The organism is Desulforhopalus singaporensis (genome assembly GCF_900104445.1).
In the GTDB taxonomy this organism is placed as follows: domain Bacteria; phylum Desulfobacterota; class Desulfobulbia; order Desulfobulbales; family Desulfocapsaceae; genus Desulforhopalus_A; species Desulforhopalus_A singaporensis.
Genome location: NZ_FNJI01000011.1, coordinates 113,320 through 135,089, shown reverse-complemented (window position 1 = coordinate 135,089; position 21,770 = coordinate 113,320). Strand labels below are relative to the sequence as shown.

Annotated in this window: 16 protein-coding genes; 10 read left to right on the top strand and 6 right to left on the bottom strand. The window is 51.7% G+C overall.

The window, feature by feature from the left end:
* Positions 1–230: 230 nt before the first annotated feature.
* From BLQ17_RS09675 to BLQ17_RS09650, 6 genes are all read right to left on the bottom strand, one after another.
* Positions 231–1,187 carry an ABC transporter substrate-binding protein gene (locus tag BLQ17_RS09675; protein ID WP_092222266.1) on the bottom strand — a complete coding sequence of 319 codons (957 nt, stop codon included), beginning with the start codon at positions 1,185–1,187 and terminating at the stop codon, positions 231–233.
* Between the two features lie 3 nt (positions 1,188–1,190).
* Positions 1,191–2,573, bottom strand: a complete 1,383-nt coding sequence (locus BLQ17_RS09670) for a sigma-54-dependent transcriptional regulator (protein ID WP_092222264.1) — start codon at positions 2,571–2,573, stop codon at positions 1,191–1,193.
* Between the two features lie 13 nt (positions 2,574–2,586).
* Positions 2,587–4,728 carry a PAS domain-containing sensor histidine kinase gene (locus tag BLQ17_RS09665; protein ID WP_092222262.1) on the bottom strand — a complete coding sequence of 714 codons (2,142 nt, stop codon included), beginning with the start codon at positions 4,726–4,728 and terminating at the stop codon, positions 2,587–2,589.
* 205 nt (positions 4,729–4,933) lie between these two features.
* Positions 4,934–5,701, bottom strand: coding sequence for an alpha/beta fold hydrolase (locus BLQ17_RS09660; RefSeq protein WP_092222260.1), 768 nt, complete (start codon positions 5,699–5,701; stop codon positions 4,934–4,936).
* A 265-nt stretch (positions 5,702–5,966) separates the two neighbouring features.
* The gene (locus BLQ17_RS09655; RefSeq protein WP_092222258.1) at positions 5,967–6,419 is read right to left on the bottom strand and encodes a 4Fe-4S dicluster domain-containing protein; all 453 of its coding nucleotides are present in this window, start codon (positions 6,417–6,419) and stop codon (positions 5,967–5,969) included.
* Entirely contained in the window at positions 6,416–8,530 is a 2,115-nt protein-coding gene (locus BLQ17_RS09650) for a molybdopterin-containing oxidoreductase family protein (RefSeq protein ID WP_092222256.1), read from the bottom strand. The genes BLQ17_RS09655 and BLQ17_RS09650 overlap by 4 nt, the downstream gene beginning before the upstream one ends.
* Before the next feature lie 1,092 nt (positions 8,531–9,622).
* Here BLQ17_RS09650 and BLQ17_RS09645 point away from each other — a divergent pair.
* The 10 genes from BLQ17_RS09645 (at position 9,623) to BLQ17_RS09600 (ending at position 21,739) form a co-directional block, all read left to right on the top strand.
* On the top strand, positions 9,623–10,093 hold the full coding sequence (locus BLQ17_RS09645; RefSeq protein ID WP_092222254.1) for a hypothetical protein: 471 nt from the start codon (positions 9,623–9,625) through the stop codon (positions 10,091–10,093).
* Positions 10,090–11,649 (top strand): two-component system sensor histidine kinase NtrB, encoded by a 1,560-nt coding sequence (locus BLQ17_RS09640; RefSeq protein WP_092222252.1) that lies wholly within the window; start codon positions 10,090–10,092, stop codon positions 11,647–11,649. Before BLQ17_RS09645 ends, BLQ17_RS09640 begins: the two co-directional genes overlap by 4 nt.
* 1 nt (position 11,650) lies before the next feature.
* A complete protein-coding gene (locus BLQ17_RS09635; RefSeq protein ID WP_092222250.1) occupies positions 11,651–12,010 on the top strand; it encodes a response regulator in 360 nt (119 codons plus the stop codon).
* 88 nt (positions 12,011–12,098) lie between these two features.
* The gene (locus tag BLQ17_RS09630; RefSeq protein WP_092222248.1) at positions 12,099–13,787 is read left to right on the top strand and encodes a GAF domain-containing protein; all 1,689 of its coding nucleotides are present in this window, start codon (positions 12,099–12,101) and stop codon (positions 13,785–13,787) included.
* A gap of 32 nt (positions 13,788–13,819) precedes the next feature.
* Complete coding sequence (locus tag BLQ17_RS09625) at positions 13,820–14,224, top strand: hypothetical protein (protein ID WP_092222246.1); 405 nt, start codon at positions 13,820–13,822, stop codon at positions 14,222–14,224.
* An 85-nt stretch (positions 14,225–14,309) separates the two neighbouring features.
* Positions 14,310–16,019: a sulfite exporter TauE/SafE family protein gene (locus BLQ17_RS09620; protein WP_245695084.1), complete on the top strand. Its 1,710-nt coding sequence runs from the start codon at positions 14,310–14,312 to the stop codon at positions 16,017–16,019.
* A 77-nt stretch (positions 16,020–16,096) separates the two neighbouring features.
* Positions 16,097–16,720 carry a hypothetical protein gene (locus BLQ17_RS09615; RefSeq protein WP_092222245.1) on the top strand — a complete coding sequence of 208 codons (624 nt, stop codon included), beginning with the start codon at positions 16,097–16,099 and terminating at the stop codon, positions 16,718–16,720.
* Positions 16,721–16,726: 6 nt separating this feature from the next.
* Complete coding sequence (locus BLQ17_RS09610) at positions 16,727–19,198, top strand: PEP/pyruvate-binding domain-containing protein (RefSeq protein ID WP_092222243.1); 2,472 nt, start codon at positions 16,727–16,729, stop codon at positions 19,196–19,198.
* A 107-nt stretch (positions 19,199–19,305) separates the two neighbouring features.
* The gene (locus BLQ17_RS09605; RefSeq protein WP_092222241.1) at positions 19,306–20,301 is read left to right on the top strand and encodes a protein-tyrosine phosphatase family protein; all 996 of its coding nucleotides are present in this window, start codon (positions 19,306–19,308) and stop codon (positions 20,299–20,301) included.
* A complete protein-coding gene (locus tag BLQ17_RS09600; RefSeq protein ID WP_092222239.1) occupies positions 20,288–21,739 on the top strand; it encodes a sigma-54-dependent transcriptional regulator in 1,452 nt (483 codons plus the stop codon). The genes BLQ17_RS09605 and BLQ17_RS09600 overlap by 14 nt, the downstream gene beginning before the upstream one ends.
* The last annotated feature ends 31 nt before the right edge of the window (positions 21,740–21,770 follow it).

Genomic DNA, 21,770 nt, shown 5'->3' with positions numbered 1-21,770 from the left:
ACAGCAAGTTGCATACCCAAAACCAGCTATTATTTTTCTGCAACGTATCCGTATAGTTACCAGGACTCTCCAGGTCCTGTGTGCGCTTTTCGCGCGCCCCTTACGTGCGGCAGCCGCACACCAGAAGGTGCCAACATTTCTTGCCGCACCCTATTCGTTGTCACGACATGTTCGGCCAACGACCAAGGCGGCGAAATGGTTTTCGAAAAAAAGGGGCAAGAGAGGGGATGCTATCTCATTATCTTGTCCGCCATGACAAGGATGGAGGTGGGAATATTGATGCCGATCATCCTTGCGGTGTTCATATTGACGGTGATCTTGAAATAATCAAGGGTGGAGGTGGGAATCGTATCGGGAGCATTGCTGGAGAAGATGGCATCGGCCTTTACCGCGGCAAGCCGTCCCAGCTGGTAATATTCCGGAACCAGCCCCATCAGGGCACCATCCTGGATCACCATATCCTCCATTGCGGCAAGGGTGGGAATGTGCAGCGTATTCAGCAGGCCTGTTATCTTTTTGCCGTAAGTCTTGACCATAGAGTCGGAGGGTAAAAACACCGCGTCAAGAGCGCCAGTAAGCCCTGCAAGACTTTTATCGATATCCTCTCCAGGTTCTACCTCAAAGTCGTAGAGCTTGAAGTTGAGCCTTTTTTCGAGATCTTTCACGATATCTCTCTGGATAACCGAATTCTGTTCCCGGGGATTGTAGATTATCCCCATTGTCTTGAAATCGATCACTTTCTTCAACGTTTCAAGCTGATGGATGACGGGAACCATGCTGCTGACTCCGGTGGCGTTGTTGCCCGACGAACTCCAGCTGTCGATAATCCCGGACTCAACCGGCCTGGTGACGATATTGAAGACCACAGGTATTGTGGTAATATGTCGAAGAACGTGCTTGGTGGCGGTGGTACCGAAAACATAGATCAGATCGACGGGATTGTTTTCTAAAGCGGCAACGGCTGCAGCAAGCTTTTCAATACTGCGGTCCGCCGGATACTTGACGAAATGAACGTTATAACCGTATCCTGTCAGGCCGTCCATAAACCCCAACTCGGCAGGAGTATCGCCCCGCCAGGTGATCATCGCCACGATTTTCTCCCGATCAGCTCCAACGGCTGCAGTCACCCCGCACAGAAACAGATATAGCAGTGCAACCAGGCAAATTGCGACCCTTCCATTATTCATGGCCTAGTTCTCAACAGACAGCCTGTCGATTCTCCGTCCCAGCGAAAACCTGCTGATACCGAGAAGTTCTGCTGTCTTGGTCTTGTTGCCGCCCGCTTCTGCGAGCGTTTTGCGGATAATTTCCCTTTCCACACGGGCAAGAGTCTGGTCAAGGTTGTTGTCTTGCAACCCTGTATCACCAACTGGCCCGCTGGCCAGCGAAGGCGCCGACTGCAACATTTCCCCCGGCAGCAGGTCGGTGCCGACCCTGCCGCTGTCGGCAAAAATAACAATGCGTTCGACAACATTGCGCAACTCTCTGACATTACCGTTCCAGGGATAGTTTTCGAAAATGGCAGCTACCTCGTCTGTGAGTTTCAGCGACGGTTTGCCCATCTCCCGGCAAAAGGAGTCGAGGAAATAGTTCGCCAGCAGCAGGATGTCGTCCTGTCTGTCCCTTAGCGGCGGCAGAAACAGCGATACCACATTGAGGCGATAATAGAGATCGTTACGGAACTGCTTGTTGGCAATCGCCCGATTCAGGTCGCGATTGGTCGCTGCGACAACCCGCACATCGACCTTGAGTTCCTTGCCGCTTCCCAGCCGTTTAAAGCTTTTCTTTTCAAGAAAACGCAGGAGCTTGGCCTGGGTCGCCACCGGCAGTTCCCCTACCTCGTCAAGAAACACGGTTCCGCCGTCAGCCAGTTCGAACAACCCCTTTTTTGCTTCCTTGGCATCGGTAAATGCGCCTTTTTCATACCCGAAGAGTTCGCTTTCCAGCAGATTTTCCGGCAACGAGGCGCAATTTATCTCCATAAACGACTCCTTGCTCCTCTCACTTTTATGATGAATCGCCTCCGCCACCAGCTCCTTGCCGGTACCGCTCTCCCCCAGAATCAGCACCGTGGTATCCCTGGTCTGGGCAATAATGTCAATCTGCCGGTAAATATCGAGCATTTTCTCGCTTTTACCCACGAGATCGAAATATTTTTTAAATTTTTCCTGCTTGTAGCGCAGATAGGTAACTTCCCGCTTCAGCGACCGGCTTTCAAAAGCGTTCTTTATGATCGCCTTTAACTCATCGAGCTCAAACGGTTTATTAATGAAATCATACGCACCGTTTTTGACCGTCTCAACCGTCTTCTGGGTATCCCCGTATGCGGTCATCATTATCGTTTTTATCTCTTCATCGAATTCCCGTATCCGTTTCAGGACCGCGATACCATCCATACGGGGCAACCTGAGATCGAGCAAAACCACCCCGGGATTGACCTCAGCCAACGCTGCCACAGCCGATTCGCCATCGTGAAAGACACCGACCTCGTAGCCGTCATCCTCCAGATCGATCCTGAGCGAATGACAAAGGACCTCCTCATCGTCCACTATCATCAGTTTTTGCTGAGACATAACCATTTTCCTTTTATGCAACGGGCAGCATTACAGTGGCCCGGGTTCCCCTGCCAACCCGGCTGTCAATCTGTATGTACCCGTTGTTTTCTTCCAGCAGTTTCTGCACAATAGACAACCCCAGCCCGGTTCCCTTGGGATCGCAGGTAAAAAACGGGTCGAAAATCTTTGACATGTGCTCCTTTTTTATCCCTGTTCCGGTATCGGTAAACGAGACCTCGACGTAGTCCTGAGTCAGCTGGCGACATCCTCGTACCGAGATCGACAGCACCCCCCCCCGGGGCATGGCCTTTACCGCATTGAGTATCAGGTTGATGCACACCTGCTTGATCTGTTCCTTGTCGATCATGGCCAGGGGGACAGATTCACCATAGTCGAGCCTGAGCTCTATATTCGACTTTTTCAGATTGATCCTCAGCATAAGCAGACTTAAATCGATAAGCTCCGGCAAATCGGACGGGGCCGGACACGGCGCCTTGGGCCTTGAGAAATTCAGGAGGTTGGTCACGGTTTCGTTCATCCTGTCGATACTGGCGATAATTCCGTCCACCAGGATCTTGCTCGATTCCCTGTTCAATCTTTTGGTGAGCACCTGGGCGCTGGTTTTCATCCCCGCCAGCGGATTGCGGATCTCATGGGCCATGCCGGCCGACAGTTCCCCAAGAGATGCCAGTTTCTCAACCCGGATCATCTCCACCTCAATCTCTTTTCTTCGGCTGATATCGCGGATATCGGCTATAGCACCGATTATCTCACCGGAATTGTTCCGCAACAGGGAAGTGTTCAACTCCATGAACCGGGGCCGCCTGCCATTGTCGCCATCCAGTTCAATCTCCACGTTAAGGGCAGGCCTGTTGTTCGACAGCGTACTTTGCAGAACGGATTTTATATTGTTGAGTTGCGGTGTCGCTAAAGAATCGAGATGATCCGTGTCGAGGTGGAGCAGGGTACCGGCGACCTCGTTACAGGAGGTGATACAGTTGTTTCTGTCCACCGTAATAATACCGCTCGATACGCTCCTGAGGATGTCATCGTTGAAGGTCTTCAACTCGATTATCTCGTTCATGCTGTTTCTAAGGGTCGACGACATGTTGTTGAACTCTTCGGCAAGACGGACAAATTCATCCCCTGAGTCGATTGTGATCACATGTTCCAGATTTCCCTTGCCTATTGCCCTCGCCCCCTCCATCAAACGGCTTACCGGGCGGATAATGGACCTGACAAAGAAAAAAGAAACAAACAGAATCAGGACACAGATGAGTGAGGTAAAAGAGATCATGCTGCGCCTTAACTTCAGGATATCGGACATGATTTTCGAAGTTTCCAGCACTATTCCGACACTCCACTGCTTGGTCTTGCACGGAGTAAAAAACATATTTTTCTGGGCGCCGTCCAGAAAATAGCTCCCGAAGCCGTTCTCCCCCTCCCTCATTTTATCAAGCAGTAAGCGAAATGCCCGATCGCCTTTTTCACCGATATTTTTATTGAACACATACCCGACGTCCGGATGATAGACCGCAAATCCATTGTGATCCCACAAAAAGCCATACCCACCTTCGCCGATTTTCAGCGAGGAGACATACCGGGTAAAAGAGGACAGCCTGATATCGAAAACGAGCAACCCCACCTGCCTGTTCCGATCCTCGAAATCATGCACCGGTGCGGTCAGGAGAATTTTGGGCGTACCCTCCGGTCCGGAAAAGGTTATGTCTGAGAGCACCAGCCCCTTGTCCATTCTACTCTTGAGCCAGTTGCGGTCAGGAAAATCCCTGCGGTTCCGGGCCGAGTATTTATCGGAAACGATGCTGTCTCCGGTTAAGTCGGCCAGGTATATTGCGTTGAAGTAATCGTTTTTATCGCGATAATCGGTCAGAACGTTCTGGATCGTATCCAATTTCTGGCCAAATTCAAACTGAAGGAAAGCCAGCTGGATAAACGGATATTCGGACAACAGGTTGATATCCTTTTTCAACTCCTTGAAAAAAGCATCGATCTGCTGGGCGGTTTTTTCCCCTATGTTACCAACCTGCTGTCTTGCCTGGAAAAGCAGGGCATCGGATGCGGTCTCATAGGCAAAAAAGCCGACAACCAGGTTAGGGAGTACTCCCAAAATCAGGAGAATGGTTATCAATTTTGTTCTAATACTGGCAAACATCCCTCCCCATACCGTAACTCCCAGAAACAATCAGAAGCATATGTAAAAAAAACACCTCCAGCCACGCCAGCGCTACAGCAAGTTCTACTCTACACCATCGCTCCTGACAGATCACCAGGCGAATTGGACTGCAAAAAACATCACAGCAAAAATGCAACGTCCTGTTGCCGGAGCGAACCCGTCAAAAACCAAATCGTCCCCCCGGTCAGAGGAGGAGTTTTACAAAGCGGCCCATCGTCTCAAGCAGCAATTCGGGCTGTTCAAGATGCGGGAAGTGACCGCACCCCTTTATCAGCATCGAAGTCGCGTTACCCGAGGTCCCGGCAACAATCGACTCCACCTGTTTTTCGGTGGCGAATTGATCGTCATCCCCCTGGATAACGAGAAGAGGTACATTAATGGAAGGAAGAAGATATTCAATATTCCAGGAACTGAACCAGTTGCTGGTCCAGGTGTGACACCAGTCATAAAAAACACGGTCCGTCTTTTCGCCATGATATTTGTACAGTCCGGCCAGCTCTTTCTGTTCATACCTGACAATCGTTTCCCTGATCCCTTCAACGGTTTTTCGTTCGACAAAAACATGAGCTGCCTCCGAGACTATCCCCTTGAGCAGTGCTGGCCGTTCCGAGCCGAACATGAGGCTTATGCTCGCCCCGTCGGAATGGCCGACGAGGATATAGGGACGGCCGGGAATAAGAGCGTCAAGGATCTCTGGAAGTTCAACCAGGGCAGAGGAGTGCAGATAGTTTACGGTCCTTTTTTTCCTGTTACCGCCCGAGCGCCCAAATCCCGCCCGATCGTAGAGCAGGCCGGAACATCCGGTGGCCCGGCACAATTTTTCAGGAAAGCTTCGCCACAGGGCGCTGCACCCGAGCGCTTCGTGGAGAAAAACCAGACATGGTCTACCGGGCTCCCCCTCAACCATGGTGTAATAAATCGTGTCCTCTGACTTCAGCCTCACCGACCCCATCAATCGCCTCGTCTGTCCTCTTGATCCATCTTCGCTTTTCAGCGTACAGCAATAGCATAAAAGTTTAGTTGCAACACAGTCTAACCGGTATCAATCCGTCCGCAAACTGAAAAACCGACATATTACCTTGGCAATATGTCGGCCGGGTTCCGTATCAAGCGGCAGTTGCCGCCAAACGGCGATTATGGTTGTCAATGACCGCTATATCCCGGCAAGGCCTTGAGGACCAATGCCGGAGGTGTGTGCAGTCTGGCAAAAATTTTCCCTACGCTTCCTGCAGTGTCACTAATTTGAGCGCATGGGTCATGCATTTAGCCACGCAGGCCGGTTTGAGTCCCGCATCCAGACGATCCATGCACAGATCACATTTCACCGCCTTGTCGGTAACCGGGTTATACTCCGGAATGTCCCAGGGGCAGGCAGTTTTGCATGCCATGCAACCGATGCACAGCTCGTCGTCGATGTAGACAATGGAGTCTTCTCTTTTGAGCATCGCCCCGGTGGGACAAACCGGGACACAGAGCGGTTCGTCACAGTGGTTGCAGGTGGAGAAGGTAAACTCGGTTTTCGGCACACCGCCGACAACGGTCAGGGGTGAATGATCAATCTCACAGAGAATAGGCCCGACAGGCAGCCCCTTGTTGACTTTACAGTGCACTTCGCAACCATGGCAACCGATGCATCTGCGGGAATTGATATGAATCATATATTTTTTCACAGTTCGACTCTCCTCTTCGGGTTACGCAGACTTTTTCGTACCAGGACAAACGTTTCATTAAGGTTCACCCCTCCTCCGGCCTCGTCCCAGTCATCGAGCTTGCCGATCATAAGTTTCTGATCACTGACTCCTGCCTGAAAATTCCTGGTCTGCGCCGGAATATCTTTACCAAAACCGTGAACGGTGTAAACCGCCTCCGGGTGGATATGGGTGGTGACTTTTGCCGCCAGCGTGGCGCAGTAGCTTCGATTTTCCGAGGCAACCTCCACCAGGTCGCCGTCTTCAACCCCCATTCGCCTGGCTTTGTGCGCGTTGATCCAGAGGGTATTGGTAGCCATCAGTTCAGACAGCAGCGGGTTATTGGTCGTGTGTCCGTGGGTGTGCACGGCTGAACGGCCACAGATCAGACGGAACATGCCTTTCGGCGGCGCCATTGCAGAGACATACGGTTTGAGTGATTCCAGGCCGACTCCGTCAAGTTTATTGCTGACGAGTTCCAACCTGCCGGTTGGGGTCTTGAACTGGCCCGCCAGCTTTTCACCATCGTAATAGACCGGAGCGTCGGTCAGCTCGACAAATCCTTTCTCCTCAAAATCCTCTATCGTCAAGCCGGTGGGTTCCAGCTGCCACGCCCACAACTCCTCAATGGTTGCAAAGGGAAAATACTGCGTCAGCCCAAGCCGGTCGGCCAGCCCCTTGTAAATTTCCCATGACGCCTTGCTGTCGAACCTCGGTTCGACAGCTTTACGCCGCACCGCCAGGCGAGGTTTGAGGCCTTTCTGCTGACAAATGGGGGTGTCTCGCTCAAGAAAAGTTGATTCTGGCAGGATAACATCCGAATACCAGCCGAATTCACTGTAATGAATGTCAATGGAGACCAGGAGGTCGCATTGGTCCAGTGCCTGTTTCTGTTTTTCCGGATCGGGCATACAGCTGAACAGGTCATGCCGCATGGCGATCCACGCCTTGATCGGATAAGGATCTTGATCAATCATATTGGCGAAAAACAGATGGGCAAGGCCCGGTCCTTTGTCGAAATGGGTGTATTTCCACCCGACCCCGTCGCCGCGTTTAATGTCCGGCTTGGGAAAATCGATACTGCGGATACCTTTGACCCCACAGTCACCAGCCCCTTTCGGGATAAACAACCCGCCTTTCTGCTCGATATTGCCCATGAGAATATTGAGAACATGAAGAGCGCGGCTGGCGTAGAACGAATCTTTGTAACGCGCGAGATTCCAGCCTGGATGGAAGATCACATGAGGCCGGTCCTCGCCAATCTCCTCGATAAACCCGTTGATATCCTTCTCCTTGACCCCGCACTCCGCCGCCGCCCATGCCGGAGTGTATTGCTCGATAAAACTGCACAGTTCATCGAAGCCGGAGACATAACGATCGATAAAATCCTTATCGTAGTAACCTTTCTTTATGACGCCATTGATAACCCCGAGCGCCAGGGCATAATCGGTTCCAGGCCTCACCTGGAAGAAACGGGTGGCCTTGACGCCGGTCATTGTCTGGCGGACATCGACATAGGTGAGCCTGCCGCCGTTATCAAGCATATCAAGAGTCTGCAGATTCTCGGCAATGCGCAGTGAGGAAAACATATTGCGGCCAAACAGGACCAGATGTTTGGCATTTTTAATGTCATAGGCAAAGCCTTTACGGCCGACGCCGTTTACGGAAAGGCTTGCGTGGTGTGTGTTCCGTCCGCAGGTGGAGTCGTGGTTCGTGTAATTGGGCGAGCCAAAGGCATGGATAAAAGCTTTACTCATATTCTGCCATGGACCGCCGCGCGAGGAGAGAACAACGGATTCCGGGCCATACTCCTTTTTAATGGTCGCCAGTTTATCCGCGACATAATCCAGCGCCTCATCCCAGGTTGCTTTGCGCCATCGTCCGGCCCCTCTGGCCCCGACCCTGATCAGCGGTTGTTGCGGCCGCTCGCTATCCTCCAGCAGTGCCGATGCAGCAGACCCTTTTGCACAGAGGGCACCGCCAAGCAGGTGCGGGTTGCCTTCAATCCAGGTGACCCTGTTATTTTCCGTCTCCACGCGGATAGGGCAGCGCACGGTGCACATACCGCAAATAGAGTAGATAGATTTTTTCATGCAACTCTCCTTTTTTCACTTTTCCGAATTGGACGGTTTCGTCCCTATTGATCTCAACTCTTTCAAACCACGATATTACTATCAGAACCTTCGCCAACCCTTGTCGACAATGCGTTTTATCTTGACAAACCGTAATCTGTAATCCGGGCAAAACACTGGTTACCACATCCAGGACCCTGATCTGGTAAAATCATCGGAACGGTGTAACTTTTCATTGACTATCGTTGGGTCAGACATGGCAGCCTGATGCAACATTTTCGACGCATTTGCATACAAGCCGTCCAGGATCCTATTTCCGCCATACCAGGAGGCTCCTGCAAACAAGAATTTCTAAACTGAATGGAACGCCGCAACATCCTGGAGACCACTATTTACCAAAGCATGTAATGATTTTTCCGCCACCTGTGGCAATAGTCAAACCACCATCTTTTGCAGCAACAGGGAGGCACCCCCTTATTTTTTACACACAACGTTTTTATTAGCATGCAGTATGCCAATCTATTAACTTTACATTTTTCTCAAACAAAACGATGCATTTTTAAACAGTTAACCACACTACCCCTTAGCCTGCCATTATTCTTGGATACCGTTACCAGCTTAAAACGCAACATTATTGTTGCACTTGATCGATCATTAATCGCACGATTTTGTCTATCTCTTCATCCACCGCTTCCGGCAGGCCGCCCTATCCTGTGCAGCACACGAACATGACACCATAATATGCTGTTATCAGATGTTTTTTTTGCAAAAAAAACACAGAACAGCGCGAACAGCCAGCCTGGCGTCCATGCAGAGTATCTTTTCCCGCCCCTTAGACAAAACATTACGCATCCAACCAATCACCTGATATTTTTACTAAAAAAAAGAAAGAACCACATACCTGAGACAGGACGGGGACAAAAGCAGTCACCCTTTCATATGCAACATTTTTGATGCATAATTATTCCACAACACCTTTACCCGGGCCGACAACACAACCAACCTGCATAAAAACAAAACGACAACTCACTGAATACAAAGGATTTATTTTTTTTACAGAAAAGAAACGCGACTCAGGCACAGAAGGTGCTATTGGATCGAAAGGAGAAGTTTATGAGAAATTTAAACGTTTACATTACTGTCGCCGGCATTTACCTGCTGGTCTCTTTTCTTATGCCGGGGCCGGCATGGGCACTGCAGTCTCACGGTGCACCGGAGGGTATCTGCGTTCACCAGATGGCCCATATTCTTTTTGCCGGCGCTCTGGCCTACCTCTACTGGCACACGAGGAAAAGCCCGGCAATCGCTTCCAGAGGGTGGCGATACCTGCAGTATTTCTGCGGCATTCTCATTGCCTGGAATCTTTTGGCTTTTACCGGTCACGAATTATACGAACTGCTCACCCCCGAGGATTTTATAAACAAGGACACCTGGAGTGAGCAGCTCTCACCGCCCCTGTCCGGAGTAAAAATCATCTACTATATCGCCAAAATGGACCATGTTTTCATGGTTCCGGCACTTTTTTACCTGGTCAGGAGCTTAAAAACGTTCTACCGGGAAGCTCGGCTGGAGGTGAACAAATGAGCAGTATACCTCTGTTGCCTGCACTCATCGTTGAATTCTTCGGCTCCGCCGCGGCTATACTGCTCTCTTTTTACGCGGTACGCTACTCCCTTGCGCTGGTCCGGCTCCAGCCGAACAACTTCATCTGGGGCTTTCTCTTCTACTTCTGCAGTACGATGGCGGCGTTTGCCCTGTCCAGGGGAGTCGGCCACATTGTCAGGATAACCCTTGTCTACACCGACCACAACGACCTCTGGAAACAATTATCCCCGTTTTCCGGCGGTTTCAACACCCTTCTGATCGTTTCGGTTGCGGCGGTGACCATCTACTATCACAAGGGACTCGCCGCCTATAAAGCGATACGTTCGGAAGCAAGAAAACTGGCGGAAGCCAATACCAAGCTCGCCGCAAGCGCCAAACAGCTGCAGACACTCAACACCCATCTTGAGGAAATCGTTGAAGAACGAACCCGCAACCTGTCCGAATCGGAGAAAAAATTCCGCAACTTCTTCGAAAATTCCAAAGATATCGTATACTTTTGCGACAAAAACGGCCAGATCACCAATATCAACTCCAGCGGCAAGTTGTTGCTTGGATTTGAAAACAACCCAAACGTTATAAACTTTCACGAACTTTTCAACGACAAGGAGGCGCTGCAAAGCTATCTGGATGGTCTTGCAGAAAAAGGTTTTGTGAGCGATCTGGAAATGGAGTGCACTGGACGCAACGGAACTACCCGGCATATCCTGCTGACCGCCAATGCCCTGTACGACAAAGACAGGAGCCTCATCGGGTGCGAAGGGATCGGCAAGGACATGACCCGCATCAAGAACATGACCGAGCAGCTGATCAATCACGAAAAGATGGCTTCCGTCGGTCAGATGGCGGCGGGAGTCGCCCACGAGATAAACACTCCGCTGGGTATAATACTGGGCTACACCCAGTTGATGATGGATGATTTTGACGAAAATTCAGAGACCCATTCCAGCCTGCAGATCATGGAGCGACAGATCCAGGCATGCCGCCGCATAGTCGCCGATCTGCTGAAATTTTCCCGGCAGACAGAAAGCACCAAGGCGGCTATCGATCTCAACGATATTGTCCTGAACGTGCTGTCTGTAACCGAGCACAGCCTGAATATCCAGAACATCACCGTCAACCGGCAGCTTGCACCCGACCTGCCCAGGGTGACAGGAGACGCGGAAAAGCTGCAGCAGGTCATGATAAATCTCTTTAACAACGCCCAGCAGGCAATGGAGAGCGGCGGGGAGATAGTAATTTTCACAGCAGCTGAAAAAAACCTGGTCCGGCTCACCGTCCAGGACAGCGGTACCGGTATAGACAGTACCATCAAAAACAAAATTTTCGATCCGTTTTTTACCACCAAGGATGTTGGAAAGGGTACAGGACTCGGTCTTTCCGTCACGTATGGAATTATCAAGGAACACAACGGTCGAATCGAGGTCGAAAGCCCGGTCCTTGACCGCGGATCGCAACGAGAACTCCAGGGGAGCGCTTTTCATATCTGGCTTCCCGTCACGCCGGAGACGGCAGAGAGCCAAAAGGAGCAAGATTGATATGGCAAGAATACTGGTATTGGACGACGTACTGGACGCGGTGATACTGATTGAAAAAATACTGACCAGGAAAGGACACGACATCCAGACCTTTACCGCCGAGGAAGACGCAATAAAGCATGCCGAGAGCAACCGTATTGACCTTGCTATTCTCGACATAAAATTAAAAAAAATGAGCGGGATTCAGGTCCTTGAGCAACTAAAAAAACTGCAGCCAAAGATGAAGGCGATCATGCTGACCGGCTACCCTACCATCGAGTCTGCCCAGGAAGCGATAGAACTCGGCGCAAAGGAATATTGTGTCAAGCCGATCGACAAACAGGAACTGGAAGAAAAGGTTGCTGAAGTACTGGCCCGTTAATCCTCCTTTCGTCCGGGCCCGGCCCATACAACCAGACAAGGTAAACGCACCCCCGGACAGGCCCGTTTGGTCTTGATGAAAAAACGACATGAACCCAGCGCAAAAACATAAAGAGAGCGAATACCTCGAAGTGTTCCAGGAGGTCACCCGGCTCATCAGCAGCGTACACGACCCACAGCAAGTCATGGATCTTGTCGTCCTGAAGCTGCCCAAACTCATGGCGGTGGATGCGGCGACCATCCGGCTGCTCGACAAGGCCACCGACAGCTTTGTGCTGGGTGCGGCTTGCGGAGTGTCCGATACGTATCTGTCAAGGGCTACCATTGACTCCAGAGAGGTTATGGAAGAACTGATGAAGGGACGTCCCACAGCCAAAAAAGACGTCCATATCAAATGCGACCATGACAGCTACAGCTATGTTACCCGCGAGGGAGTGAAATCAGCAATGTCCCTGCCGATTCTCTATAAGAACGAGGTTACCGGAATCCTCAGGCTGCTCACCAGGGATTCACGGAAATTCTCGGAAGAGGAAATCGGTTTTGCCATGTCTCTTGCCGAACAAGTCGGCGTTGCCATCAGCAACAGCAGGATGTTCCAGGAACTGGAGAACCAGGTCAGGTTCCTTTCAGAGCTCAGGGAAATCAGCAGGCTGGTGAACTCAACCCTCGACCTTGAAGTTATCCTGCAGACCATCGTCAACAAACTCCCGCAAACCCTGGGGCTGAAGGGCTGCACCATCCGTCTGCTGCATCCCGCGACCAACAGGCTGGAACTTGCCGCCGCCTCCGGCTTGAGCGAGACCTATCTCAAAAGAGGCAGTATCAGCAGGGAGAGCTCTCTTTTTAAAGTGCTCAAGGGAGAGCCTGTAGCCATATTCGACGCCAGCAACGACCCCAGGGTCGAATATCACGACGAGATTCGCCGGGAAGGAATCAAGTCGATACTGGCGGTGCCGATAAAAAACGAATCCGAAATTATCGGCGTACTCCGGCTCCTCACCGACGTCCCCCGATCCTTTTCCGAAGCGGAGATAAATTTTGCCGTAACCATGGCCGAGGAAGGCGGAAACGCCATAGAAAAAGCGCGTACATACAGAAAAATAACTCTTCTCTTCAACCAGATAGAAGAGCATGAGCAATTCCTCCAGACCATCCTTGACTCGCTGTGGCTCCAGGTCCTGGTGGTCGACCCCAACCAGCGGGTGGTCATGGTCAACCGGGTATTTCTTGAGACCTGCGGCAACAAGGAAGAGCAGATTCTCGGCCAGCTCTACGAAGATATCGTCCCCTGGCGGCACAGGGACATGGCCGACTGTCCGGTCAGCAAGGCCCTGGCCGAAAAAAAAGCCCTGGCTATCCTCGACTATCTCCAGGGAGACGATGTCAATGAGGCGAGATGGTACGAACGTCATCTCACCCCGATAGTCAGCACCGAGGGCAACGTGTCATTTGTCATCGAGGCCGTTCGGGACATTACCGACCAGAAACTGCTCGAACAGGAGAAGATGGAGCGGATGAAACTCGAAGGTGTAGTGGAGATGGCTGGAACCGCCGCCCACCAGATCAACAGCCCCCTGTTCGCCGCCCTCGGTACAGCCCAGCTTGTGCGGGATGATCTCGTGTCGAAAGAGTCGATAGAGGACATTGATTTTATCATTAAAAACATAAAAACCATTGCCGATCTGACCAACAAGATGACCAAGGTCACCGGGTTTGAATCCCGACAATATGTCGGCAACACCAACATCGTCAAACTCAAATCAAAAAAATCATCATGATAGATATCTACATGTCAGGAGCAAAAGTCACCATGGAAAAAGTAGCACGGTTTACAACATCTCCCGTGGGAGTTTTTATTTACGGTCTGGCAACAGCCGTAATCGGTATTGCGCTGCTGCTCGGATTTTTGTCAATTCTGTTTGGTCCGGCGGCTCTGCCGCCCGTACTCCCCGCTCTTGCAGCATTTAACGGTGCCGCTGCAGGCTACGGTGTGATCGACAAAACACGGACCGCCCTTGCCCATGAAAAACTCACCCTGACCTGCCTTGCCGTACTCATTGCATTATCCGGCAGCCTGCTGCTTCCGCTGTTTTGTCCCTGGGAACCCTTTATGAATGGTTACAGACATCTTGTCTGCACAGCAGCCGCACTGCCGTTTACCTTTTTTGGATCCTGGATAGCGCGCAAAAGCAAACACTTAAAAAACAATAAATAAGCCAAGAGGAGGTATTCACAGCATAAGTTCCATTGTGTCAAAGTATACGCCATAAAAAATTTCGAACAAAAAGGAGAAAACATCGATGAACACAATGCGCAATTCATTTATTGCAATCCTGAGCCTGACCATTTTTCTTCTGGCAGGTTCTGGCCTGGCATTTGCCGAGGCCAAAATCACCAGCAGCGGCAAGGTTGGCGGTACCGTCACTATTGAAGGCGCCATAAATCCTGGCCAGGAACTCTACGTTGCCATCGCTCAGCAAAAACAATTCAAACCTGCTGACGCGACCATGCCCCATGAAAAAAAGAAATTTGCCAAGACTGCTGAAAAACAGGGTTTTGGCCAGGACACCTCCATTCCTCCGCTGTTCTACGTCCTCACCACCAACCCGAAAGCATTCGGCAAAAGGGTCGATGACACCAGGTTCGGCGGCCCTTCCGTTTTCCTTGGCAAAGGACGGACCAAAGGTCTCTACTCAACCTACAGTTACCTGCTTGACAAAGACTTCGACTCCATAGACGAAACCGCAAAGACAAGTCTTGGCCCGATTACCACACAGCAACAGTGGAATCTTCTGAAATGGGCGAATGAGACTGCCTACGGAATCAACACCATAGTCAAGGAAGGCAACCGGGTCGGGAAAATCGTCATCTTCTCGAGAACCGTTCTCCAGGATGAATCAAGCAACAACTACTGGGATAAGGGCACCAAGATTAATCTCGACAAAAACACAGGTAAATTCACCGCCACCTTCACAAGTTATCGCCACACTCCACCCGACACCGCCTTCGATGTCTATGTCAACGGCGTCAAGCAGGGTGATTTCAAACTTGAAGGAAAAGGTTTCTGGCTCAAGAAGGGTTTCCGCTATATGAACCCGCTCTGGATCGTGATCGGCGCAATTGCCGTCGGCACCTATTTCTCCATGATCGGTGCAGCCGGCGGAATGCTCATGGCCGCCTTCCAGGTTCTGATTGTAAACACCATGGGTCCTGTAGGGGTTAACGCCGCCAACGTTCTCAAGCCGTCCAACATGGCTCTCACCCTGTTCTCCCCCCTGGGCTCCTTTTACCGCTTTGCGGTCGTGGAAAAACGCGTCGCCTGGCCTGTCGGCCTGTCGTTTGGCGTTGGCATATTTATCGGTTCCATCTGGCTTGGCAAATACGTCTCCGCGTTGCTGCCGATGAGCGCTTACAAAGAATGGCTCGCCATCCTGGTTGTTATCATGGGTATCAAAACCCTCTTGGAAATGACCCCGAAGGCCATGAACAAGCGTAAAAACATCAAGGCAATGACCCAGAAATTCAACGCCGCCGTTAAAAAAGCAAAAGAGACCGGCGAAGCGATGGAAATGGGATCGATAGAGCCGGTAAAGACCGGCCTGACCGATTATCGCTTCAAGTTCTGGGGAGAGGAATTCCGCATCAACCCGCTGCTGTTCGCGTTTCTCGGTATCCTGATCGGTATTGTCTCCCGCTCTTTCGGCATCGGCGGCGGCTTCATGCTGGTTCCCGCCATGACCACTATCGGTGCCCTGCCGATGTATGTGGCCGTACCTATCTCGCTCATAGGAACCTGTTTTTCAAGTATCGGCTCCTTTCTCGGATATGTTATGATCGGGTACTGGCCTGACTGGGTTCTCGCCGGAGCAATCATCATCGGCGGTTTTGTCGGCGGCATGCTCGGCAGCCGGGCCCAGAAGATGTTCAGCGAGATGCAGCTGAAAGTCGTACTTGCGATAACCCTGTTCTTCCTGTTCTTCAGATTTTTCAAAATCGAGATCTGGATCTAAGGGTACACCATAAAAACCGCTGATTGTGGCTGGGAATGAAACGGTTCCCGGCCACCCTGCACATTTGACACGAAGAGATGGATACTTTCCTTGATACACTATGGGATTACCTGGCAAACGGCTTTATTTTCGCCGGCGACACCACGTTTTCACTGCTGCAGCACCTGCACTTTCTAGGTCCGGCACTTCTCATGTTCCTGCTCGCCCTGGTTACCGTGGCAATGACAAAGTTTTTGAACCGGATTATTGTCACCAGAAGATTTACCACCCTGGAACACGAGTTTCACCACTGGGTCCAGGTACGAGAAGAAGCCATGAAGTGCAAAGACCGGGAGAAGGGCGGCAGAATGGCCCGCAACATCGACAGCGCCGAACTCAACAAAGCCTATTACGATTATTTCTTTGAGGGGTTGATGCTTGGCATAGCCAGAAAAATTATCCCGATATTTTTCATGTTTGCCTTTATCAACGAATATTACCGGCAGGAAAACCTGATAGCCCATTTTGGCAGCGGATATCTGTGGCAGCTTCCGTCAGTGGGCGAACAACCGCTTTTTATAGGTGCCGTGTTCTGGTATTTCATATCCCTGCTGATCTGTTATTTTCTCTGGGCGGTCACCCGCCGGTTGTTCAGGGCAAAACCTGAAAACAGCGGTTGTGCCCGCCACGGTGCATCCCCCCTCCTGGAAAAAGAGGCGTAAGCAACCATGCACCTCAACTCGCTTTTCAAGCACTGGAGCTACCGGATACTGGCCCCCGGCACCCTTTTGCGCGAAAGGTATGAAGCGCTCAAACGGCTTCTTGAGGCGGATATTCTCTGCCATGAGCAGATGGCCCAGCTGCAGGAGTTGCTGCATCGGGACACCCGTGTAGATTTTGCATGCATTCGGTGGCGGTTCAAACAATTTTCCCGACAGGTGGCCCTGATGATCGATTCCCTGGAAGCCATGGATCCGGGGAATTACTCGTCGCTCAGGAGCTATCACAAAAAATTCGATTTCTACACCCGCTTTTTACTGGCACCGCCTAAAATCGAGTTCAGCCCTCCCTTTGTTGTTCCGCTTGACGAGCTTTTCCAAGAGCATCAGCTCATCGGCAAAAAGGCAAAGCATCTTGCCGCCTTGTCCGGCGCTATCTGCAAGGTACCCCAAGGGTTTGCCATCAGTGGCAGCGGATACTATTATCTCTTTGAATACAACAACTTACGCGGTGTCGTCAACCAGCACCTGGCGACCCTGGAACCGGACTCGCTGCCCTCACTCGCCCGGACTTCAGAAAAAATAACCGACGCGGTGCTCCAGGCTAAAATTCCGCCGGTCCTGCTCGACGAGGTGCTCGCCTGCTATGATCGCCTGCAAGCAAGAGCAGGCGGGCCGGTAAAAGTTGCGGTTCGCTCCAACGCGATCAACGAAGACGACCACTGCAGCTTTGCCGGTCAGTACCTGAGCCGCCTGAACGTAAGCCGTGGGGAGATCGGCAGAGCCTACCTCGATGTCGTGGCATCAAAATATTCTCCGGAGGCTCTGTTTTACCGGGTTAACCGCGGATTCGGAGATGAAGAGACGGCCATGTCGGTGCTCATCATGGAAATGGTTTCGGCAAAGGTGAGCGGTGTCCTCTACACCTGTGGGATAGAGCCCGATTCCTACCGCGACTGTGCCCACCTTCACGCGGTAAGCGGCCAAGGCGAAAAACTGGTTGGGGGAGAGTCTTCCGCCCACCACTGGGCGGTAAACAGGAATTCGGAAATCGTCCTGCGGCCTGAGCGGCGAAACGGGGGTGAGCTACTGTCTGACCACCAGGTTCGGGCTGTTGCGGGAGCCGGGATGGCCATTGAAAACTATTTCCAGTGTCCCCAGGATATCGAGTGGGCCATAAACCGGGAACAGGAGCTGTATATCCTCCAGGCGAGGACACTGCAGCTTTCACTGCCGGTGGAGCCGACCGAACCGAAAAAAGAGTTGAGCATCGACTCCGGGGTCCTGCTTTTTGACGATTGCCGGATTGGTTCGCCCGGGGTGGGCAGCGGCCGGGTTTACATAGTCCGCAGCAGCACCGATCTGTCAGAAATTCCGGACAAAGCCGTACTCGTCAGCCGCAACGCCTCCCCCCATCTGGTAAAAGCTGTTAACCGGATATCCGCGTTAATCTCGGAACATGGGACTCCTGCCAGTCACTTTGCCACAATCGCCCGTGAATTCGGACTGCCCTTTATCTGTAACGTCGCCGGTGCAACCGACAGGCTCAGGCCAGGGAGCATGGTAACGGTGGATGGATTTCGGGGTGCAGTTTATCAAGGAGAAACAGCTGTCCCCACCCCGTCCCGGCACGTTTCACAATCGGCAGCCCCTTACCAAAAAGCGGTGACCCAGGCCATGAAATTTATAACACCGCTTGAACTCGTCGATCCCGGCGCTGACAATTTTACTCCGGAAGGATGCCGCTCAATGCACGATATCATCCGGTTTTGTCACGAGAAGGCAATATTGTCGATGTTTACCACCGGCAGGCCGGGTACCGGCCGAAGCGCGTCCCGTCTCAAAAGCGATATCCTCCTGGACGTATATCTTTTCGATGTGGGAGGGGGGATAGAGACCGGCGCAAACAAGGATGAAGAGATACCTCTTTGTGCCGTCAACTCCGAACCTTTTCAAGCAATCTGGAAGGGGTTGACCCACTGCGACGTGCAGTGGAAACATAAACCTTTCGACTGGACCGCCTACGACAGGATCGAACTGTCGGGTGGTGTACCGCCTAAAAAAGACGACTTCACCTTTGCAAGCTACGCTGTCATCGGTGCGGATTACCTACATTTCAATCTTCGCTTCGGTTACCATTTCACTATTGTGGATGTTATGTGCGGAGAAAACAGCGCGCAGAATCACTGCATGTTGCGCTTTGCCGGGGGAGGAGGGGACTTCGGTCACAGATGTTTGAGGATACATTTTATCGCCAAGGTTCTCGACCGCCTCGAATTTCAGGTTGAGCTTAAAGGAGATCTTCTTGAAGCCAAGATTCAGGGTGCGGACAAACATCGGCTGTGGTGGCAACTCGATATGCTCGGACGCTTGCTCGGGGCGACCAAGCTGATGGACATGGTTCTGGAGGATGATGAAATGGTCGACCGATGCGTGACGGATTTTTTCAACGGCCGTTATTCTTTTTCCAAAGAGGGATAGCGTCCGGTTCGAGCAAATAATTGTCCTTCGTTTACTCTGGGATTATTATCTGGAAAAGAACCCATAACAAATCAATCAACCGTGAACCACTTCACCCTGCTATAACCATGTCCGAATATCTTGTCACATGGATCACCGATAACCTAGCAGTCGGCCATGCCCCGATGTCCTATGCGGATCTCAACAGCATCAAGGCCCAGGGAATCGACGGCATCATCAACCTCTGCTACGAGTTCTGCGACCTGCACGAACTGGAAGAATACTCCGGTTTCGAAGTCTACTATCTGCCGGTGATGGATGAACAGGCACCGGAGATGGATGAGATGGAAAAAGCTCTTGAGTGGCTCGATGAGTCGGTCTATCTCGGCAAGAAAATTCTCGTTCACTGCAGACACGGTATAGGCAGAACCGGCACCCTTGTCACCGCCTATCTGCTCCGGCGCGGACTGGGGATTCGCAGGGCCGAAAAACTCCTGAAGAAAACCAGAGCCAACCCGACAAATTTTTCACAATGGCGGCTACTCAGAAAATACAGCAAAAAAGAGACACGGCTCAAGATTGGCAAAGCGACTCCGCAAAATCGCAAAGAAACGGACTTGAGTTTATTTTATGAGCGATATGAACGGCTCCTGAAAAAAATAGACCGCTTTGTAACTGAAACTTCACCGGCGGCAAAAGTCGATCCGAGAAGGCAATGGTGCAACCAAAGCTTCTCTCTTGCGCCCATTGAAGCCATTTACCTTCATGACTATGTCAACAGAAAGCTCTCTGTAGAACAGCGAAAACAGATAATTGAGACTATTGCGGCGCAAAACATCCGGCCCGGACACCACAGCTGCCCCCTTTTTCAGGGTGACCGTTGCCTGCTCCACCAGTACAGGCCGATTCGCTGCCGCATCGGCAACGCTGTATTAACCGATGCCCAGATGACCGACATAAGCCTTGAGCTCACAGAACTTTCCGCCGAAATTTTCCGGACACTCTTTCATCATGAATCTGAGTTGCCCCTGCCGTCAGTTGAAAAATACGACGTCATCTCCGGGAAATTCCTCCAAAAATACTTCCAGTTTCTGACCAGGATAACAACCGATGAACAGCTCTGAGCAAGGGACCGGCAGCACGCGCAAACTGGTAATGATAGTCGATGACGAACCGGACATGCTGTCAATGCTCAGGCTGGTGATCGACAAGAAATGCGACTGTGACGTTGTTACCGCGCCTTCCGGTTCAGCCGCCCTTAAACTCCTCAACGACTGTCGCCCCGAGGTCATCGTTTCCGACATCAAGATGCCGGACCTCGACGGGCTGGAGCTGCTGACCAGGGTACGGGAGATCGACTCCACCATATCGGTGGTGATCATGACCGGATACGGCACGGTGCCGATGGCGGTACAGGCACTCAAAGATGGTGCCTACGATTTTGTGCAGAAACCTTTTGACAAGGATCACATTGTCCGGGTGGTACGAAACGGTGTCGAGCGAACCGCACTTGTGCGTACCAACATCGAACTGCAGGACAGGTTGAGCAGTCTTGACACCCCCGAAGGATTTATCGGCCAGAGTCCGCCATTGAAACGGGTCCAGGAGCTGCTCTCACGGGTTGCCGATACCGATGCCACGGTGCTCATAAGGGGAGAAAGCGGCACCGGTAAAGAGGTCGCGGCAAGGGCTCTTCACAATATGAGCGGCCGTAAAAGGCGCCGAATGATCACGGTCAACTGCCCGGCGCTTCCGGAAAACGTGCTTGAAAGCGAACTGTTCGGCTACAGCAAGGGGGCCTTTACCGGAGCCACCCACGAAAAAAAAGGCCTTTTCCTGGAAGCGGACGGATCAACCATCCTCCTTGACGAGATCGCCGATATCCCCGTCTCTGTCCAGACCAAGCTGCTGCGGGTGCTACAGGAAAAGGAAATTCAGCCGCTTGGCCAGAACAAAACGATCAAGGTCGACGTCAGGGTTGTCGCCTCGACCAACCAAGACCTCGAAGCCAAAATCAGGGCGGGAGAATTTCGTGAAGATCTGTTCTACCGCCTCAACGTGGTCACGATTGTCATGCCTAACCTGGTCGAAATCCGGGAAGACATACCGCTGTTGATTCACCATTTCCTGTCACTCTATAAAAACCGGTACAATCGTGAAGAGCTGAAGGTCAGCTCGGAAGTGCTCCAGCAACTGTCCCAGCGAAAGTGGCAGGGAAACGTCAGGGAGTTGAAAAATTCGATTCAGAGACTGGTCCTGCTCGCATCGGGGGACATCCTGCAGCCGGTGGAACTGGAGGAACTGCTGGAGCAGGGGAAAAGGGGGACACCCCGCCTCCCCTCGTCACCCGGGTCTTTCAGCGATCTCCTCCATACCCCCTATAACGATGCCAAGGCGGAAATCCTCAAACGGTTCAGCTTGAGGTACCTGAACAATGTCCTTTCGCTTTATAACGGCAACGTAACCAACGCGGCAGGTCACTGTGGCCTGGAACGGCAAGCACTGCAGCGGTTGATGCGCCGGTACGGAGTCATTTCCGCTGATTTCAAGAAGAATACATGAGAAATTACAGGATAAGACACCACACAAACGT

What these genes read in the sequence shown, in the direction of transcription:
- BLQ17_RS09675 (WP_092222266.1), bottom strand. Translation starts at nt 1,187, where the DNA reads ATGAATAATGGAAGGGTCGCAATTTGCCTGGTTGCACTGCTATATCTG.
- BLQ17_RS09670 (WP_092222264.1), bottom strand. Translation starts at nt 2,573, where the DNA reads ATGTCTCAGCAAAAACTGATGATAGTGGACGATGAGGAGGTCCTTTGT.
- BLQ17_RS09665 (WP_092222262.1), bottom strand. Translation starts at nt 4,728, where the DNA reads ATGTTTGCCAGTATTAGAACAAAATTGATAACCATTCTCCTGATTTTG.
- BLQ17_RS09660 (WP_092222260.1), bottom strand. Translation starts at nt 5,701, where the DNA reads ATGGGGTCGGTGAGGCTGAAGTCAGAGGACACGATTTATTACACCATG.
- BLQ17_RS09650 (WP_092222256.1), bottom strand. Translation starts at nt 8,530, where the DNA reads ATGAAAAAATCTATCTACTCTATTTGCGGTATGTGCACCGTGCGCTGC.
- BLQ17_RS09645 (WP_092222254.1), top strand. Translation starts at nt 9,623, where the DNA reads ATGAGAAATTTAAACGTTTACATTACTGTCGCCGGCATTTACCTGCTG.
- BLQ17_RS09640 (WP_092222252.1), top strand. Translation starts at nt 10,090, where the DNA reads ATGAGCAGTATACCTCTGTTGCCTGCACTCATCGTTGAATTCTTCGGC.
- BLQ17_RS09635 (WP_092222250.1), top strand. Translation starts at nt 11,651, where the DNA reads ATGGCAAGAATACTGGTATTGGACGACGTACTGGACGCGGTGATACTG.
- BLQ17_RS09630 (WP_092222248.1), top strand. Translation starts at nt 12,099, where the DNA reads ATGAACCCAGCGCAAAAACATAAAGAGAGCGAATACCTCGAAGTGTTC.
- BLQ17_RS09625 (WP_092222246.1), top strand. Translation starts at nt 13,820, where the DNA reads ATGGAAAAAGTAGCACGGTTTACAACATCTCCCGTGGGAGTTTTTATT.
- BLQ17_RS09620 (WP_245695084.1), top strand. Translation starts at nt 14,310, where the DNA reads ATGAACACAATGCGCAATTCATTTATTGCAATCCTGAGCCTGACCATT.
- BLQ17_RS09615 (WP_092222245.1), top strand. Translation starts at nt 16,097, where the DNA reads ATGGATACTTTCCTTGATACACTATGGGATTACCTGGCAAACGGCTTT.
- BLQ17_RS09610 (WP_092222243.1), top strand. Translation starts at nt 16,727, where the DNA reads ATGCACCTCAACTCGCTTTTCAAGCACTGGAGCTACCGGATACTGGCC.
- BLQ17_RS09605 (WP_092222241.1), top strand. Translation starts at nt 19,306, where the DNA reads ATGTCCGAATATCTTGTCACATGGATCACCGATAACCTAGCAGTCGGC.
- BLQ17_RS09600 (WP_092222239.1), top strand. Translation starts at nt 20,288, where the DNA reads ATGAACAGCTCTGAGCAAGGGACCGGCAGCACGCGCAAACTGGTAATG.